This is a genomic window from Streptomyces sp. NBC_00289 (assembly GCF_041435115.1).
Taxonomy (GTDB): domain Bacteria; phylum Actinomycetota; class Actinomycetes; order Streptomycetales; family Streptomycetaceae; genus Streptomyces.
Map to the genome: position 1 here is coordinate 6,880,484 of NZ_CP108046.1, position 17,484 is coordinate 6,897,967.

A 17,484-nucleotide genomic window follows, 5' to 3' on the forward strand; every position below is an offset into this window, starting at 1 on the left:
GTGGTGGAAGTGTCTCTTCCGTGACATCCGGCGTCCGTGACATCCGGCGACGGCCCGACCGCGGTCAGGCCGTCGCGCCGCCGTCCACCGTTGGGGCCGCCTCCTCCGAGCGGGAGAACGACCCGTCGGGCACCCCCTACGCGGCCCGGACCTCGTACGTCGTCACGCGGACCGCCTCGTCGTCCAGGCACTGGCCGGACTCCAGGTCGAAGCGCTGCTTCAGCAGGGGTGAGGCGACGAAGGGGCGGCCCTGGTGGGTGCCGGTCAGGCCGCGGGAGAGGACGGCCGCGCCGCCGAACGGGTCGCGGTTGTCGATGGCGTAGAGCCGGCCGGCCCGGTCGCGGAAGAGGGCGGCCTGGCGGCCGTCGGGCAGCAGTGCCGCCACGCCGCGGCCGGGCAGCAGCGCGCTCAGGTCGCAGACCGTGAACCAGGCCTCGTCCACGTCGTCCAGGCGGAGTTGCAGCTTCAGATCGGTTGTCTCGGGTGCCAGGGTCATCGCTGGGCGCTTCCTTCCAGGACGTCTGCGGTGTCTTCCAGGGGCCGCATGCCGATGCTCAGCAGCGGAAGGTCGGGCTTGATCTGGTCGCGCTCGGGGACGAAGCCGACCACCGGGTCGGGGGTGTCGGGCGCGTTGACGAAGGACACGAACCGGGCGAGCTTCTCGGGGTCGTTGATGGTCGTCGCCCACTCGTCGCGGTATCCCGCCACGTGGTCGGTCATCAGGGACTCCAGCTCCTCGCAGATGCCGAGCGAGTCCTCCACCACCACGTCCCGCACGTGGTCGAGGCCGCCGGGGATGCGCTCCAGCCAGGTCGAGGTGCGCTCCAGGCGTTCGGCGGTGCGGATGTAGAACATCAGGAACCGGTCGATGAGGCGGATCAGTTCGGCGTCGGACAGGTCCTGGGCCAGCAGGTCCGCGTGACGCGGGGTGGCGCCGCCGTTGCCGCCGACGTAGAGGTTCCAGCCGTTGGAGGTGGCGATGATGCCGAAGTCCTTGGACTGGGCCTCCGCGCACTCGCGGGCGCAGCCGGAGACCGCCGACTTGAGCTTGTGGGGTGAGCGCAGGCCCCGGTAGCGCAGTTCGAGGTCGATCGCCATCCGGACGGAGTCCTGGACGCCGTAGCGGCACCAGGTCTGGCCCACGCAGGACTTCACCGTGCGCAGTGACTTGCCGTAGGCGTGGCCCGACTCGAAGCCCGCGTCCACCAGACGGGCCCAGATCAGCGGGAGTTGCTCGACCCGGGCGCCGAACATGTCGATGCGCTGGCCGCCGGTGATCTTCGTGTAGAGGCCGAAGTCGCGGGCGATCTCGCCGATCACGATCAGCCCCTCCGGGGTGACCTCGCCGCCGGGGATGCGCGGCACGACCGAGTACGAGCCGTTCTTCTGGAGGTTGGCGAGGAAGTGGTCGTTGCTGTCCTGCAGGGCGGCCTGCTCGCCGTCCAGGACGTAGCCGCTCGCACCGATCGTCGGGGCGAGGGAGGCGATGATCGAGCCGACCGCCGGCTTGCAGATCTCGCAGCCGTCGCCACCCCGGGCGCCGTCGCGGCCGTAACGGTCGAGGAGGTCCTGGTAGGTGTTGACACGCAGGGCGAGGACGATCTCGTACAGCTCCTCGCGGGTCTGCGCGAAGCAGCCGCACAGGCCCTTGTCGACCTCGACGCCGCTCGCCTCCAGCTCGGCCGTGACCAGCTGGCCGAGCACCTTGACGCAACTGCCGCATCCGGTACCGGCCTTGGTGCACTTCTTCACCTCGGGCACGGTGGTGCAGGAGTGCTCGGTGACCGCGCCGCGGATCGTGCCCTTGGTGACGTTGTGGCAGGAGCAGATGACCGCCTCGTCGGGGAGGGCGGAGGGGCCGAGCTGGGCGCCGCCCCCGGAACCCGCCGGCAGCACCAGCTGTTCGGGCGAGATCGGCGGCACCGAGCCGGTGAGGGCACGCAGTGTGCCGTAGGCCTCCGCGTCGCCGACCAGGATGCCGCCGAGGAGCTGACCGTCGCGTCCTATGACCAGCTTCTTGTACGTGCCCGAGCGCGAGTCGGAGTAGACGACGTCGAGGCAGTCGGCGGTGGTGCCGTGGGCGTCGCCGAAGGACGCCACGTCGACGCCGAGGAGCTTCAGCTTGGTGGACAGGTCGGCGCCGGTGAAGGACGCCTCGTCCTGGGCGATGGTCGCCGCGGCGGTCTGGGCCTGCTCGTAGCCGGGGGCCACCAGGCCGTACACCCGGCCGTCCGCCGCGAGCGCGCACTCGCCGATCGCGAACACGTGCGGGTCGGAGACGGTCCGGCACTGCTCGTCGACGGCGATGCCGCCGCGTTCGCCGACCGTGAGGCCGCTGTCGCGGGCGAGCTGGTCGCGCGGCCGGACACCGGCCGAGAACACCACCATGTCGGTGGCGAGTTCGGAGCCGTCGGACAGTTTCATGCCGGTGACCGCGCCGTCCTCGCCGACCACGATCTCCTGCGTGCCGGTGCCGGTGTGGACGCTCAGGCCCATGTCCTCGATGGTGCGCAGGAGGGCGGCGCCGCCGCCGTCGTCGACCTGTACCGGCATCAGGCGCGGTGCGAACTCCACGATGTGGGAGGTCAGTCCGAGGCCCTTGAGCGCGCCGGCCGCCTCGAGGCCGAGGAGGCCGCCGCCGACCACCGCACCCGTCGTCGCCCGCGACTTCGCGTACGCCTCGATCGCGAAGAGGTCCTCGATCGTGCGGTAGACGAAGCAGCCCTCGGCGTCCTTGCCCGGGACGGGCGGCACGAAGGGGTAGGAACCGGTCGCCAGGACGAGGGTGTCGTACGCGACGGTCAGACCGGAGCGCGCGGTCACCGTCCTCGCCGCCCGGTCGATGGTCTCGGCCGGGTCGCCGACGTGCAGTTCGATCCCGTGGTCCTTGATGAACTCCATGTCGGTCACCGAGAGGTCCTCGGGTGTGCGGCCCGAGAAGTACGAGGTGAGCTGCACGCGGTCGTACGCCGGACGCGGCTCCTCGCACAGCACGACCACACGGTGCGTGGCGGTCAGGCCGCGCTCGGCGAGCGCTTCGAGGAAGCGCTGTCCGACCATGCCATGGCCGACGAGCACGATCGTGGGGGTGGCCCCCAGGGTGGCGGTCATCAGGAGCCTCCGTCGTTGGTGAGCAGGTGGAGCAGAGGGCCGCCGTCGGAGGGCAGCGGCTCTGCTCCCTCCCAGGCGCGCGCGAGCGCGCCGACGGTGCCGAGTTCGCCGACGAGAACCCCGCCGACCAGGCGGTCGTCGCGGACGACGACCTTGCGGTAGGTGCCGCGGGTGGCGTCGGCGAGCTGTATGACGTCGTCGCCGGGGCGCGCCTCGGTCTCGCCGAACGCGGCGAGGTCGAAGGCGCTGTGCCCGGCGAGCGTGAGCCGGGTCAGGGAACGGGTGCCGGTGTAGCGGGCGCCGGCGACCGCGGCCCCGCCCGCCAGCAACTCGGCCAGGATCTCGGCCTGTTCGAGTGCGGGGGCGGCGAGCCCGTACACCGTGCCGTCGTGCTGCGCGCAGTCGCCGACGGCCCGGATGTGCGGGTCGGAGGTGCGGAGCTCGTCGTCGACGAGAACACCCTTGTGGATGGCGAGCCCCGCCTGCTGGGCGAGGCCGACGCGCGGGTGGACCCCGCAGGCCAGGACCACGAGGTCGGCGTCGAGGGCGTATCCGTCGGCCATCTCCACCGAGCGGACCGCGCCGCCGACACAGCGCACGTCCCGTACGCGGCACTCGGTGTGCACCTCGACGCCGAGTTCCGTGAGGTGGCGGCGGACCAGCCGGGACGCGCCCGGGTCGAGCTGACGTTCCATCAGCCGCTCGGACTGCTGGGCCAGGACGACCTGCGCTCCGCGTACGGCGAGCGCGCGGGCCGCGGACACCCCGAGGAGTCCGCCGCCGATCACGACCGCCCGCACACCGGGCCGTACCGCCTTGGAGAGGCCCAGGCAGTCGTCCATCGTGCGGAACGCGTGGACGCCCTCGGGCAGTTCGTGATCGGGGGTGAACAGGCCGCGCAGGGGCGGGAGGACGGGGTTGGAGCCGGTGGCCAGGACCAGCGTGTCGTATGCGATCAACGAGCCGTCCGCGCAGCTCACGGTCCGCGCGGCGCGGTCGATGCCGGTGACCCGGGCCCGCGTCAGCTCCGCGGGCGCCGGGAGGGCGATCACCTCGGCGCTGTAGCGGCCGGCCAGCACCTCGGCGAGCAGCACCCGGTTGTACGGCCGGTGCTCCTCCTCGCCGATCAGCAGCGCGGGCGTGCCGAGCTCACCGAGCCGCCGGGCGAGACGTACGCCCGCGAGTCCGGCGCCGATCACCACCACACGCGTATTCGAGGTCATGTCAGGAGCGTGCGGTGCGGGTGTTACCCGACCGCATCACGTCTGTTTCCCGTGAGGAACGCTGCCCTCAGCGGACGGCGGGGGTGGGTGTGAGGGTTCCGGGCCTACGGCGGGGGCGGGGTGTGAGGCGGGCGGAGGACGTCGAGTCCGTGCGGGCCCGTCTCGACCCACCGGCCGAACCTCAGAACCCGCTCAGTTACATGGACGGCGCACGCATCCTGTCCCTAAGGTCGCGATCATGCCCGACATATCGCTGACCACGGTCGTTGTCCTCTGCCTCGCGGCCCTCGCGGCGGGCTGGATCGACGCCGTGGTCGGCGGAGGCGGTCTGCTGCTCCTGCCGGCCCTGCTCCTCGGGCTGCCGGCCGGCACCTCCGCCGCCTCCGCGCTCGGCACCAACAAGGCGGTCGCCGTCGTCGGCACGACCGGCGCGGCGGTGACGTACGCCCGCAAGGCGCCGGTCGACGTCGGCACGGCCGTACGCATCGGTCTGGCCGCGCTGGTCGGCTCCTCAACCGGGGCGTTCTTCGCGGCCGGGATGAGCACGGACGTCCTCAAGCCCGTGATCATGGTCGTGCTGCTCGCGGTCGCGGCCTTCGTCATCCTCCGGCCCGCCTTCGGCACGGCCCCTGCCCCCGGCCCGGCCACCGGCCGCCAGGTCCTCTCCGCGATCGGCCTGGCGGGCCTCGGCATCGGTTTCTACGACGGGTTGATCGGCCCCGGCACCGGTACGTTCCTGGTCCTCACCCTGACCGCCGTACTCCACCTCGACCTGGTGACCGCCTCCGCCATCGCCAAGATCGTCAACTGCTGCACCAACGCGGGTGCCCTGGCGATGTTCGCCTGGCAGGGCGAGGTGCTGTGGCGACTGGCCGCGCTGATGGCCGTGTTCAACCTGGCGGGCGGCATGCTGGGCGCGCGCACGGCGCTGAAGAAGGGCAGCGGCTTCGTACGGATCGTGCTGCTGACGGTGGTCTTCGCACTGGTGGCGAACCTGGCGTACGAGCAGTGGCTCGCCTGACGGTCTGTTTCCTGGGCGGGGTGGGCGGGTTGGACGCGCCGGACGTGTGTGGTCGTCGGGGTCGACTCGCCGGCCGATTCGGGCCGTGTGCCGATTCCGGCCCGCCGGCCGGCTCCGCCTCAGTGGCTGCCCGTCAGGTGCGCGAACACGACCACGTTCCCCTCGTAGCCGGTGGCGCGTGAGTAGCCTCCGCCGCAGGTGATCACCCGTAGTTCCGGCCGCTCGGCAGCCCCGTACACCTTCTCGTCGGGGAAGTCCTTCGCCGCGTACATCTCGACCGCGTCCACGGTGAACAGCGCGACGCCGCCGTCCCGCCGGTCCACCTCGACGGTGCTGCCCTTCTTCAGGGCGCCGAGGTCGTAGAAGACGGCGGGGCCGTCGGCGTTGTCCACGTGTCCGGCCACGATCGCGGTGCCGGTCTCGCCGGGGGTGGTGCCGGCCTCGTACCAGCCGGCCAGGTTCTTCTTCGCGGCGGGCGGGACGTCGAGGCTGCCGGTCGGGGTGAGGCGCAGGCCCATGAGGGGGGCGTTCACGCGGATCGCCGGGATGCGGATGCGGTCGGGCGGGGACGGCGGCAGCGCGGGTGCGGCGGGGGCCGTCGGCAGTCGGCCGTACGTCCAGTCCCGGCCGCCGTCCCGCCCGGAACCGCGCCCGGGCCCGTCCTCCCCGGAGCCGGCCTGCTCGGCGGACGGCTGCGGCGGTGGACGTGTCTCCGCGCCGCTGCCCAGCAGCCACGCGCCGGAGCACAGGGCCACGACGGTGACGCCGGCTATCGCCATGTTGCTGAACCTGTGCACACGAGCCTCCTCGGTCGACCCCTGTTCCCCCTCCGGGCCGCGAGGGGCGTCGGACCCGGAGGGGGAGGGGACATGCGGTACCGGCGGACGGACAGCGGAGGGTGTCCGTCAGATCCCGTCGCCTCTCGCCCGGCGATGCAGGAGCCAGGTACCGCCCGCGGCGGCGACGGCGAGAGCCGCCACGCCTGCCGCGGTCTGCACGGGGTCGCGGCCGAGACCGCCGCCGACCCCCGTCTTCACACTTCCCCGGGGATGCACCTGCTGCCGGGGGGACGTCAGCGTCACCACCAGGTCACCTGTCACCCGCCGACCGCCCTGGGCACAGACCGCGACGATCTCGTACGTCCCCGGCTGCGCGCTCGGCGGCACCCGGAACCGCCCCTTCGCGTCCTTCTCGTGCGTGCCGGGCGTCAGCGTGAAGGTGCCGGCGCCCACCGCACTGGCGTCGCCCGCGGCCGTGCCGTCCTCGCCGCACGCCATGGTGCTCACGGTCACCCGGCCGCCCGGTACGACGGAGGAGGGGGAGACCTCCAGGCTGCCGGTGGCGCTGCTGCCGTAGGCGGGCAGGGTGGCGAGCCCCGCGGCGGCGACGGCGAGCGCTGTACCGGTCAGCAGACGGGAGGTACGTCGCATCGGTGCTCCTCCGAGCTCATCGGTCGGGGCGCACCCGCGACACCCCCATGTGCCGCCGAGTCGGTCGCGCCCCTGCCCTTCAGAGGTAAGTGGCACCGAGGCGAGTCCGCTTCCTGAGGAAGCGTCACAAACGTGGTGAACGGGTGTCAGCCGCGCGGGACCGGACCCCTCCGTGCGCTCGTTTCAGCAGGTCACAGCCATGCTGACGTCCTGTCAGGGAAAAGAACCGAAGAGCGCGGGGCGCGCGTGTGAACGGGTGACCGGGCCCGCACGGGAGCCCCCCGGTGCCGGCCGCTCCGGAACGGCCCGGAACCGCCCCGGAACCGCCCCGGAACCGCCCCGGAACCGCCCCGGAACCGCCCCGGAACCGCCCCGGAACCGCCCCGGAACCGCCCCGGAACCGCCCCGGAACCGGCCCGGAGCGGGCTCGGAGCGGGCTCGGAGCGAGGCGACCCGGAGCAGGCCGGAGCGAGCCGGCCCGGAGCGGCCTGCTCGCTCACGGCACCCGCGGGCGCCACTCCCGCCCCGCGGGCATCGGCGGCACCGGCGGCGTCAGCTCACGTTGACCGCGCTCCAGGCGGCGGCCACCGCGTTGTACTCCGCGCTGCCGGTCCCGTAGAGGTCCTTCGCCGCGTTCAGTGAGGCCGTCCGGGCGCCCGCGTACTTCGTCGACGACGTCATGTAGACCGTCAGGGCCCGGTACCAGATCGCGCCGAGCTTGTCCCGCCCGATGCCCGCGACGGTCGAGCCGTTGCAGGTCGGGGAGTTGTAGCTGACGCCGTTGACGGTCTTCGCGCCGCTGCCTTCGGCGAGCAGGTACGCGAAGTGGTTCGCCACGCCCGAGGAGTAGTGGACGTCGAGGTTGCCGACCGACGAGCTCCAGCAGTCCGCCGAGTTGCCGTCCTTGGAGGGCTTGTCCATGTAGCGCAGGGCGTCGCGGCCGAAGCCGGAGCGGACGATCTTCTCGCCGATCAGGTAGTCACCGGCGTCGGAGGCGTTGTTCGCGTGCCACTCCACCAGCGTGCCGAAGATGTCCGACGTCGCCTCGTTGAGCCCGCCGGACTCGCCCGAGTACGTCAGGGCCGCCGTCTTCGAGGTGACGCCGTGGGACATCTCGTGGCCAGCCACGTCCAGGGCCACCAGTGGCCCGAAGGTCGTCCCGTCGCCGTCGCCGTAGGTCATGCAGAAGCAACTGTCGTCCCAGAAGGCGTTGTTGTAGTTGCTTCCGTAGTGCACGCGGTTGTACGAGCCCTTGCCGTCGCCGGCGATGCCGTTGCGCCCGTGGACGTTCTTGTAGTAGTCCCAGGTCTCGTTCGTGCCGTACTGGGCGTCCACCGCGGCCGAGGAGCGGTCGGCCGTCGCGCCCGTGCCCCAGTGGTTGTCGGCGTCGGTGAACAGCGTGGACGGGGCGCGGCTGATGCAGATGCCGAAGATGCACAGGTCGGTCTTGTTCGCCGCGTCGCCGGTGTACGTGTTCCCGCGGGTGGCGTCCTTCAGCTGGTACGTCGACCCCGACAGGGTCGTCTCCAGCGCGACCGTGCCGCCGTAGAGCGACTTGCCGTCGCCGGTCGCCGTCTCGATGCTGTCCCAGGCGTCGATCTGGGCGCCGCTGCGGGCGTCGGTCAGTACCGTGCGGGCGACCGGGTTGCCGAGGGAGTCCTGCGCCACGGCGTCGGTCCGCCAGGCCAGCTTCGGGCTGCCGTGCAGGGCGTCGACGACCAACTGCGGTTTGGCCCGCACCTTCTTCAGCGTTTCGCCGAGGTTGGCGGCGCGCAGGGCGTTCACCGCGAGGTCGGCGGCCTTCGGCGCGGCGAGTCGGGGGGTCACCCTCGCCAGGGATATGGAGGTGCGGGTCGCGCGCGAGGTGCTGCGGTACGCGCCGTCGGAGGCCAGGTGAACCACGAAGTCGCCGCCGAGCACGGGGAGTTGGCGGTACGTTCGGTCGTAGCGGACGTGCTGGGTGCCGTTCTTGTCGACGACGACGTCCCGGACGGTCGAATCCTGCGCGGTGGTGAGGCCCAGGCTCGCGGCGTGCGCGACGAGCGCGGCGGCCGCGTGCTCGATCGCGGAGGTCCTGGTGGGTCTGTCGGCCGCGTCGGCGGCGGGGGAGAGTGCGGCGGCCAGCAGGGTGGCGGCGGTGGCGGCGACACCGGCCGTGGCGAGACGGGAACCTCGAATGTGCCGTGTCCGACTCATCGATCTCCTCGGGAAGGCGCCATGGGCGCGTGGGGGGGCGCTGATGTTGACTGTGATTTAAAGGTCCATGACATGTCATGTCCATAGCGCGTCTGTGCCGGTGTGTGAGGAGAGAGAATCGTTTCTGTGAGACTCCCGTTCTTCGTCTACGGCACCCTCCGCCCGGGCCGGCACAACCACGACGCCTTCCTGCGCGGCCGCACCCGGGCCGAGGCCCCGGCGCACCTCACCGGCGCGGTGCTGTACGAGGGCCCCGGATACCCGTACGCCGTCGAGGAGCCGGGGGGAGTCGTGTACGGAGAACTCGTCACCGCCGTACCGGAGGCGTACGCGCGGCTGCTCCTCGACCTGGACCGGCTCGAGGAGTACGCGCCAGGCGATCCGCGCAACCTCTACGAGCGCGTCGAGCGGGGCGTGACGTGCGAGGCGGACGGGCGGTCGGTGCGCGCCTGGGTCTACGTCGCCGCGCCCTCCGTCGCCGTACGACTGCGGGCCCGCGGCAAGCGGATCGAAAGCGGGGACTGGCCGGCCCGGTGAGCGACCGCGCTCGGCGCGGTGCCGCTCGGTGCCGTGCCGGTAGTCGCCGTGCCGCTTGACGCCGTTCCGTCCGGCGCCGCTCCGGCAGCCGCCGTGCCGCTCGGTGCCACTCCGGTACGTGCCGTCCCGTTCGGCGCCGCTCGGGCAGGCGTCGCTCCGGCAGCCGCCACCCCGTTCGGCGCCGCTCGGGCAGGCGTCGCTCCGGCAGCCGCCACCCCGTTCGCCGCCGCTCGGGCAGGCGTCGCTACGGCAGGCGTCGTGCCGTTCGCCGCCGCTCCGGCAGGCGTCGCTACGGCAGGCGTCGTGCCGCTCGCCGCCGCTCCGGCTACGACGCCACCGTCTCCAGCCGTACCGCGCACACCTTGAACTCCGGCATGCGCGAGGTCGGGTCGAGCGCCGGGTTGGTCAGGGTGTTGGCCCGGCCCTCGCCCGCCCAGTGGAAGGGCATGAAGACGGTGTCGGGGCGGATGGTGCTGGTGATCCGTGCCGGCGCCACGGCACGGCCCCGCCGGGACACGACCGCGACCGGGTCGCCCTCGGCCGCCCCCAGCCGCTCCGCCAGCCGTGGATGCAGCTCCACGAACGGGCCGGGCGCGGCGGCGTTCAGCTCGTCGACGCGCCGGGTCTGCGCGCCGGACTGGTACTGCGCCACGACCCGCCCGGTCGTCAGCAGCACCGGGTACTCGGCGTCCGGCTCCTCGGCGGCCGCCCGATGCGACACGGCCACGAACCGGGCCCGCCCGTCCTCGGTGGCGAACCGGTCGAGGAAGAGGCGGGGGGTGCCGGGGTGGACGTCGGGGTGGATGCGTCGGGTGCCGTCACCGGCCACCGGAGACTCTCCCGCGCCGCCTTCGCGTACCCGAGGTTCTTCGGCGCCGTCGCCTCGCACCGGGGCCGGGTGGTCCCCGGCGCCGTCGCCACTCGCCGGGAGGTCCCCCCGTACCGCAAGGTCCCGTTGTGCCGGGCGGTCCCCTCGTACGCGAAGGTCTCCTCGTGCCGGGAGGCTCTCCGGCCCCCCGTCATCCTCCGCCGCGGCGATCGCCGCCGAGGCGGTGGCGGTGCCGTCCTCGGTCGTCGGCGCCGGGCACGGCCAGAACACCCCGTTCTCCTCCACGAGCCTCCGGTAGGTGATCCCGGAGTAGTCCGCGGGGCCACCCGCGCTCGCCCGGCGCAGTTCCTCGAAGACCTCTTCGGGGTCGGTCGGGAAGCCCTTCTCCACGCCGAGGCGGTCGGCCAGTTCGTGCAGGACCTCCAGATCGCTGCGGACGCCGTCCGGGGGCGTTATCGCACGTTGCCGCAGCAGCACCCGACCCTCCAGGTTCGTCGTCGTGCCCGTCTCCTCGGCCCACTGGGTGACCGGAAGCACCACGTCCGCCAGCGCCGCCGTCTCCGACAGCACCACGTCCGCGACGGCCAGGAAGTCCAGCGACCGCAGTCGTTCCTCGATGTGCGCGGCACGAGGCGCCGACACGACCGGGTTCGAGCCCATCAGCAGCAGCGAGTGGATGTCCGTGCCCATCGCGTCGAGCAGCTCGTACGCGCTGCGTCCCGGTCCCGGCAGCGAGTCCGGGTCCACACCCCACACCTCGGCCACGTGCCGGCGCGCCGCCGGATCGGTCAGCTTGCGGTACCCGGGCAACTGGTCGGCCTTCTGGCCGTGTTCGCGCCCGCCCTGCCCGTTGCCCTGCCCGGTCAGACAGCCGTACCCGGACCGTGGGCGCCCCGCCCGGCCGGTCGCCAGGCACAGGTTGATCCACGCGCCCACCGTGTCGGTGCCCTTGGACTGCTGCTCGGGCCCACGGGCGGTGAGCACCATCGCGGCCTCCGGCTCACAGAACAGCCGTACGGTCTCGCGCAGTTGTGGAACGGACACCCCCGTGATCCGTTCCACGTACTCCGGCCAGTGGGCCATCGCCGCCGCCCGGGCGTCCTCCCAGCCCACGGTCCGCTCCCGGACGTAGGACTCGTCCACCCGTCCCTCGGCCACGATCAGGTGCAGCAGGCCCAGGGCGAGGGCCAGGTCGGTGCCCGGCCGGGGTGCGAGGTGCAGGTCGGCCTGCTCGGCGGTCTTCGTGCGGCGCGGGTCGATGACGATCAACGTGCCGCCGTTCTCCCGCAGTTCGCGCAGATAGCGCAGCGCGGGCGGCATGGTCTCGGCGAGGTTGGAGCCGACGAGGATCACGCAGCCCGTCTTCGGGATGTCCTCCAGCGGGAAGGGCAGCCCGCGGTCCAGGCCGAAGGCCTTCGTGCCCGCCGCAGCCGCCGAGGACATGCAGAAGCGTCCGTTGTAGTCGATCTGCGAGGTGCCGAGAACGACCCGCGCGAACTTGCCGAGCGTGTACGCCTTCTCGTTGGTGAGACCGCCCCCGCCGAAGACCCCGCACGCGTCCGGGCCATGCTCCGAGCGCGTGCGGGACAACGCCCCGGCGATCCGGTCCAGCGCGTCCTCCCAGGAGGCGGGCACGAGCGTGCCCTCGGAGCGCACCAACGGGGAGGTCAGCCGCACCCGGGAGGAGAGCACCGCCGGCGCCGTACGGCCCTTGCCGCACAGGGCGCCACGGTTCACCGGGAAATCCGCGCGCTCGCTCACCTCGACGGTTCCGTCCGGTGCGGGCGTCAGGTTCATCCCGCACTGCAGGGCGCAGTACGGGCAGTGCGTGGGCGTCACGGAGTTCTGCATGCCCTTCAGCGTGCGTCGGCCGTGTTACGCCCGGGACGGCGCCCTGTTACGCGGCGTGGACGCGGACCTCCCCGCCGCCGGCCGGCCGGCGTGAGGCCGACGGCTCACCGGCCGGCGGCCAGCGCCCGCGCCACTCCCGGCTCCTTCGGGCCGAGGAACCGGGGGTCGGGCTCGAACACCACGTCCAGCGCCGCCTTGCCTGCCGCGAGGAGCTCCCGGGCGCCCCCGTAGTACCAGGTCACGTCGTGTTTGGCGGCGACACCGACGCCGTACGACTCGACGCCCGCCGCGCGGCACAGCGCGACCGCCCGCCGGATGTGGAAGCCCTGGCTGATCAGGACGGCCCGGTCGACGCCGAAGATCTTCTTGGCCCGGACGCAGGAGTCCCAGGTGTCGAAGCCCGCGTAGTCGCTGACGATCCGCCGGTCGGGCACCCCGTGCCGGGTCAGGTAGGCGCGCATCGCGTCCGGTTCGTCGTAGTCCTCACGGCTGTTGTCGCCGGTGACGAGGACCACCCTCACCCGGCCCTCGCGGTACAGCGTGGCCGCCGCGTCGAGCCGGTGCGCGAGGTACGGCGAGGGCTCGCCGTCCCACAGGCCCGCGCCGAAGACGACGGCGACCTCGGCGTGGGGCGCGTCCGCCGTCGTCCGCAGCCGGTCGGCCGTCACGACCCACATCCAGGTGCTCGGGAGCAGTGCCAGCACACAGCCGGCCATCACGGCCTGCACGAGCCGCCGACGTCCGGTCCGGGTGCGCGGCAGGCGGGGTCTGCGGAGTCTCAGGTGACGCATCGGACGGTCCCTCCCCGGTCGGCTCTCGACAGTGAGGGACGTACTGTCAGCCCCTCCGGTTCGGTGCCCGCCACGTGACCAGTTTCACTAGAACGAGTGAAACCGCAGGTCAACAGAGCTCCGGCTGACCTCACACACCCCCCGCACCCGTCCGTGAACCCCCGGAAAACACCCGTCATTCCCGTGCAACGGGGCGGCAACCTCCACCCGCCACCATCGGTGCATGACGGCGTCGAACCCTGCTCGCGACGAGTCCACGACCGGCCCCGGCGTTCAGCCCCAGGGGGCTCACCTCGACAGTACGGCGCACCTCTTGAACCGGATCAGCAGCCAGCTCGCCAGCCAGCTCAGCCTTGTCTCACTCAACGGCCGACGGCGCCCCGAACCGCCCGCGCTGGTCGTCGTGGCGCACGGCAGCCGTGACCCGCGCGCGCTGAGCACGGTCCGTACGCTCCTCGACCGCGTCCGCGAACTGCGTCCCGGGCTGCCCGTGCACCTCGGACACATCGAGCTCAACGAGCCGCTGCTGCCCGACACCCTCACCGCCCTCGGGCACACGGGCACCGAGGAGGCCATCCTGGTCCCCCTCCTCCTCAGCCGCGGCTACCACGTCAAACGGGACATCCCCGAGATGGCCGCCGCCGCCCCGCTGCGCACCCGCGTGGCCGCGCCGCTCGGCCCGCACCCGCTGCTCGCCGAAGCCCTGTACGCCCGCCTCGTCGAGGCCGGCTGGCGGACCCGGACCGACGACGCCACCCGTCGCGAGAGCGCGGTCGTGCTCGCCGCCGCGGGCTCCCGCGACCCCGACTCCGCCGTCGACACCGGCCGTACGGCGCGACTCCTCGCCGAACGCCTCGGCGTCCCCGTGGTCCCGGCCTACGCCACCACCGCCGGCCCGACCGTCCCCGCCGCCCTGCGCGCCCTCGCCGCCGACGGCCGCCACCGTGTCGCCGTCGCGTCCTGCTTCACGGCCCCCGGCCGCTTCGCCACGGAATGCGCCCAGGTCGCCCCCTGGATCGCCGCAGCCCCCCTGGGCACCCACCCGGCCATGGCCCACCTGCTCCTCCACCGCTACGACCAAACCCTGACCACCCCAGCCACCACTCCCCACCCAGCCCTGGCCACGGCCTAACCCCCAGCGCCAAACGCGACGGCCCACCGCCCACCCCTCCAGGGGCGTGGGGAACTGCGCAAAACCCCAACACACCCGCACCCGCCAATCGGCACCCGGCCCCACAGCGCCCCCACTCACCAGACGCCGCCCACCATCCCAACCCCCAGGGGCGCGGGGAACTGCGCAAACCCCCCACGCACCCGCACCCGCCACCCCACCGAACCCCGCAGACCGCGCAGCGCCCCGCCCTCCGCCGACGGCACCACCCCCTCCAGGGGCGCGGGGAACTGCGCAAAACCCCCCACGCACCCGCACCCGTCACCCCACCGAACCCCGCAGACCGCGCAGCGCCCCGCCCTCCGCCGACGGCACCACCCCCTCCAGGGGCGCGGGGAACTGCGCAAAACCCCCCACGCACCCGCACCCGTCACCCCACCGAACCCCCCAGACCGCGCAGCGCCCCGCCCTCCGCTGCGCCCGCCGCCGACGGCACCACCCCCTCCAGGGGCGCGGGGAACTGCGCAAACCCCCACCCACCCGCACCCCGACAGACGCGCCCCCACCCACCCGCCGCCACCCCCATTTGTCACCGCCGACGCCTACTGTCGAGACATGGCAGGCACCGCACCCCCCGCACCCCCGGCGCACGAGCACCACCTCCCACCCCCCGGCTACGACCCGACGTCAGTCGACCGCTGGGCCGCGGAGCCCGACAAACGCCCCGGCCGCACCGCCTTCCAGCGCGACCGCGCCCGGATCCTGCACTCGTCCGCGCTCAGAAGACTCGCCGGCAAGACCCAGGTCGTGACCCCCGGCACCCGGAGCCAGGTCTGGGACGCCAGCCCCCGCACCCGGCTCACCCACTCCCTGGAGTGCGCCCAGGTCGGCCGTGAGCTGGGTGCCGCCCTCGGCTGCGACCCCGACCTCGTCGAGGCGGCCTGTCTCTCCCACGACCTCGGCCACCCGCCCTTCGGCCACAACGGCGAGCAGGCGCTGAACGAGTTCGCGGAGGACTGCGGCGGCTTCGAGGGCAACGCCCAGTCCCTGCGCCTGCTGACCAGGATCGAGCCGAAGCGTTTCGTGCGGTCCGAGGAGACGGGCGACCTCGTCAGTGTCGGCCTCAACCTCACCCGGGCCACCCTGGACGCCGCCACCAAGTACCCCTGGCCCCGCGGCGCCCACCCCACCGAGCCCAGGTCCCCGAAGTTCGGCGTGTACGAGGACGACCGGCCGGTCTTCGACTGGCTTCGCAAGGAGGCCCCCGGCGGCCGCACCACCTTCGAGGCGCAGGTCATGGACTGGTCCGACGACGTGGCCTACTCGGTGCACGACGTCGAGGACGGCCTGCACGCCGGTCACATCGACCCCAACTGCCTGCACGCGGAGCCGGAACGCCAACAGGTCTTCGCCGTCGCCGTCGGCCGGTACGTGCCCGTGGACACGGACCCCGCCGAGCTCGCCGAGGCCCTCGACCGCCTTCAGGACCAGGAGTGGTGGCCGCACGGATACGACGGGACGGCTGTCGCCCAGGCCCGCCTCAAGGACGCCACCAGCCAGCTCATCGGCCGGTTCTGCCTGGCCGCCGAGGGCGCCACCCGCGCCGCGTACGGCAGCGGCCGGCTCACGCGCTACGCCGCCGAACTCGTCGTACCGCGGGCGGCCCGACTGGAGTGCGCGGTCCTCAAGGCCGTCGCCGACCGGTACGTCATGCAACGCGCCGAGCAGGAGCGGCTCCGCGCCGACCAGCGGATCGTGGTCGCCGAGCTCGCCGAGGCGCTGACCGCCCGCGCGCCGGACGGCCTGGACCCCCAGTTCCGCGCCCTGTTCGACGCGGCCTTCGACGACCGGGCCCGCAAGCGCGTGATCGTCGACCAGATCGCCTCGCTCACCGACGCCTCGGCCCGCTCGCTCCACGCCCACCTGACCGGGCGCCCATGACATCCCCCCGTACGGGGCACCCGTGTCACTCAGGCCACTCCGGGCACTCAGGTGGCCCCAATCGGGTCCGAATGTGACACTCCGTGGCCTGATCGGGCCACTCCCTCTTCCCGCATCACGCTGCGTGCGGGACGCTCGCTTGTGGCGGCACCCTTACGAGGAGGCATCAAGTGGTCGACGCGGATCAGACATTCGTCATCATCGGAGGCGGCCTGGCCGGCGCGAAAGCGGCCGAGACGCTCCGAGCGGAGGGCTTCACCGGACGCGTGATACTGATCTGCGACGAACGCGACCACCCGTACGAGCGGCCGCCCTTGTCCAAGGGCTATCTGCTGGGCAAGGAGGAACGCGACAGCGTCTTCGTGCACGAGCCCGCCTGGTACGCGCGCAACGACATCGAGCTGCACCTCGGCCAGACCGTCGACGCCGTCGACCGCGCCGCGAAGACGGTCCGCTTCGGCGAGGACGGCACGGTCGTCCACTACGACAAACTGCTGATCGCGACCGGCGCGGAGCCCCGCCGCCTGGACATCCCGGGCACGGACCTGGCGGGCGTCCACCATCTGCGCCGCCTCGCCCACGCCGAGCGGCTCAAGGGCGTCCTGGCCACCCTCGGCCGCGACAACGGCCACATCGTGATCGCGGGCGCCGGCTGGATCGGCCTGGAGGTGGCGGCGGCCGCCCGCGAGTACGGCGCCGAGGTCACCGTCGTCGAGCCCGAGCCGACCCCGCTGCACGGCGTCCTCGGCCCCGAGCTCGGCAACCTCTTCGCCGAGCTGCACCGCGAGCACGGCGTCCGCTTCCACTTCGGCGCGAGGCTGACGGAGATCGTCGGACAGGACGGCATGGTCCTGGCCGCCCGCACCGACGACGGCGAGGAGCACCCCGCGCACGACGTCCTCGCGGCGGTCGGCGCGGCCCCGCGCACGGCCCTCGCGGAGGCGGCCGGCCTGACGCTGGCCGAGCGGACGCACGGCGGCGGCATCGCGGTCGACGAGCGGCTGCGCACCTCCGACCCCGACATCTACGCGGCCGGTGACGTGGCCTCCTTCCACCACGCCCTCTTCGGCACCCGGCTGCGTGTCGAGCACTGGGCCAACGCCCTCAACGGCGGCCCGGCGGCGGCCCGCTCGATGCTCGGCCGCGACCTCACCTACGACCGCGTGCCCTACTTCTTCTCCGACCAGTACGACGTGGGGATGGAGTACTCCGGCTGGGCGCCCCCGGGGTCGTACGACGAAGTGGTGATCCGGGGAGACGCGGGGAAACGGGAGTTCATCGCGTTCTGGGTGAAGCACGGCCGGGTGCTGGCCGGGATGAACGTGAACGTGTGGGACGTCACAGAGCCCATCCAGCAGCTGATCCGGTCCGGGGCCCCACTGGACACGGACGCACTGGCGGACCCGCACGTTCCGCTGGGCGACCTGACGTCCTGACCGTCAC

The 17,484-nt window shown here is 72.9% G+C and carries 13 protein-coding genes; 5 read left to right on the forward strand and 8 right to left on the reverse strand.

Going from position 1 to position 17,484, the window contains the following annotated elements; all coding sequences use genetic code 11:
• Window positions 1-136: 136 nt before the first annotated feature.
• Genes nirD through OG985_RS31190 form a run of 3 tightly spaced genes read right to left on the reverse strand, consistent with a single transcriptional unit; the run spans window position 137 to window position 4,334 of the window.
• A complete protein-coding gene (nirD, locus tag OG985_RS31180; protein ID WP_371671673.1) occupies window positions 137-496 on the reverse strand; it encodes a nitrite reductase small subunit NirD in 360 nt (119 codons plus the stop codon).
• Window positions 493-3,111, reverse strand: coding sequence for a nitrite reductase large subunit NirB (gene nirB, locus OG985_RS31185; RefSeq protein ID WP_371671674.1), 2,619 nt, complete (start codon window positions 3,109-3,111; stop codon window positions 493-495). Before nirB ends, nirD begins: the two co-directional genes overlap by 4 nt.
• Window positions 3,111-4,334: an NAD(P)/FAD-dependent oxidoreductase gene (locus OG985_RS31190; protein ID WP_371671675.1), complete on the reverse strand. Its 1,224-nt coding sequence runs from the start codon at window positions 4,332-4,334 to the stop codon at window positions 3,111-3,113. Before OG985_RS31190 ends, nirB begins: the two co-directional genes overlap by 1 nt.
• 238 nt (window positions 4,335-4,572) lie before the next feature.
• On the opposite strand from OG985_RS31190, the gene OG985_RS31195 reads away from it, so the two are divergent.
• Window positions 4,573-5,355: a sulfite exporter TauE/SafE family protein gene (locus OG985_RS31195; RefSeq protein WP_371671676.1), complete on the forward strand. Its 783-nt coding sequence runs from the start codon at window positions 4,573-4,575 to the stop codon at window positions 5,353-5,355.
• A 119-nt stretch (window positions 5,356-5,474) separates the two neighbouring features.
• On the opposite strand, the gene OG985_RS31200 is transcribed toward OG985_RS31195, so the two are convergent.
• The 3 genes from OG985_RS31200 to OG985_RS31210 all read right to left on the reverse strand — a co-directional run bounded on the left by OG985_RS31200 (window position 5,475) and on the right by OG985_RS31210 (window position 8,981).
• Window positions 5,475-6,134: a class F sortase gene (locus OG985_RS31200; RefSeq protein WP_371674549.1), complete on the reverse strand. Its 660-nt coding sequence runs from the start codon at window positions 6,132-6,134 to the stop codon at window positions 5,475-5,477.
• Between the two features lie 126 nt (window positions 6,135-6,260).
• Window positions 6,261-6,785 (reverse strand): hypothetical protein, encoded by a 525-nt coding sequence (locus OG985_RS31205; protein WP_371671677.1) that lies wholly within the window; start codon window positions 6,783-6,785, stop codon window positions 6,261-6,263.
• Window positions 6,786-7,337: 552 nt separating this feature from the next.
• A complete protein-coding gene (locus OG985_RS31210) occupies window positions 7,338-8,981 on the reverse strand; it encodes a M4 family metallopeptidase (protein WP_371671678.1) in 1,644 nt (547 codons plus the stop codon).
• Between the two features lie 126 nt (window positions 8,982-9,107).
• On the opposite strand from OG985_RS31210, the gene OG985_RS31215 reads away from it, so the two are divergent.
• Entirely contained in the window at window positions 9,108-9,518 is a 411-nt protein-coding gene (locus OG985_RS31215; RefSeq protein WP_371671679.1) for a gamma-glutamylcyclotransferase family protein, read from the forward strand.
• A gap of 325 nt (window positions 9,519-9,843) precedes the next feature.
• Here OG985_RS31215 and OG985_RS31220 read toward each other — a convergent pair whose 3' ends face one another.
• Entirely contained in the window at window positions 9,844-12,198 is a 2,355-nt protein-coding gene (locus OG985_RS31220) for a molybdopterin oxidoreductase family protein (RefSeq protein ID WP_371671680.1), read from the reverse strand.
• A 104-nt stretch (window positions 12,199-12,302) separates the two neighbouring features.
• Window positions 12,303-12,989, reverse strand: coding sequence for a vancomycin high temperature exclusion protein (locus OG985_RS31225; protein WP_371671681.1), 687 nt, complete (start codon window positions 12,987-12,989; stop codon window positions 12,303-12,305).
• Window positions 12,990-13,212: 223 nt separating this feature from the next.
• Between OG985_RS31225 and OG985_RS31230 the strand changes: the two genes are divergently transcribed.
• The 3 genes from OG985_RS31230 (at window position 13,213) to OG985_RS31240 (ending at window position 17,477) form a co-directional block, all read left to right on the forward strand.
• Entirely contained in the window at window positions 13,213-14,121 is a 909-nt protein-coding gene (locus OG985_RS31230; protein WP_371671682.1) for a sirohydrochlorin chelatase, read from the forward strand.
• A 594-nt stretch (window positions 14,122-14,715) separates the two neighbouring features.
• Complete coding sequence (locus tag OG985_RS31235) at window positions 14,716-16,041, forward strand: deoxyguanosinetriphosphate triphosphohydrolase (RefSeq protein ID WP_371671683.1); 1,326 nt, start codon at window positions 14,716-14,718, stop codon at window positions 16,039-16,041.
• A 170-nt stretch (window positions 16,042-16,211) separates the two neighbouring features.
• A complete protein-coding gene (locus OG985_RS31240) occupies window positions 16,212-17,477 on the forward strand; it encodes an NAD(P)/FAD-dependent oxidoreductase (RefSeq protein ID WP_371671684.1) in 1,266 nt (421 codons plus the stop codon).
• Window positions 17,478-17,484 lie beyond the last annotated feature (7 nt).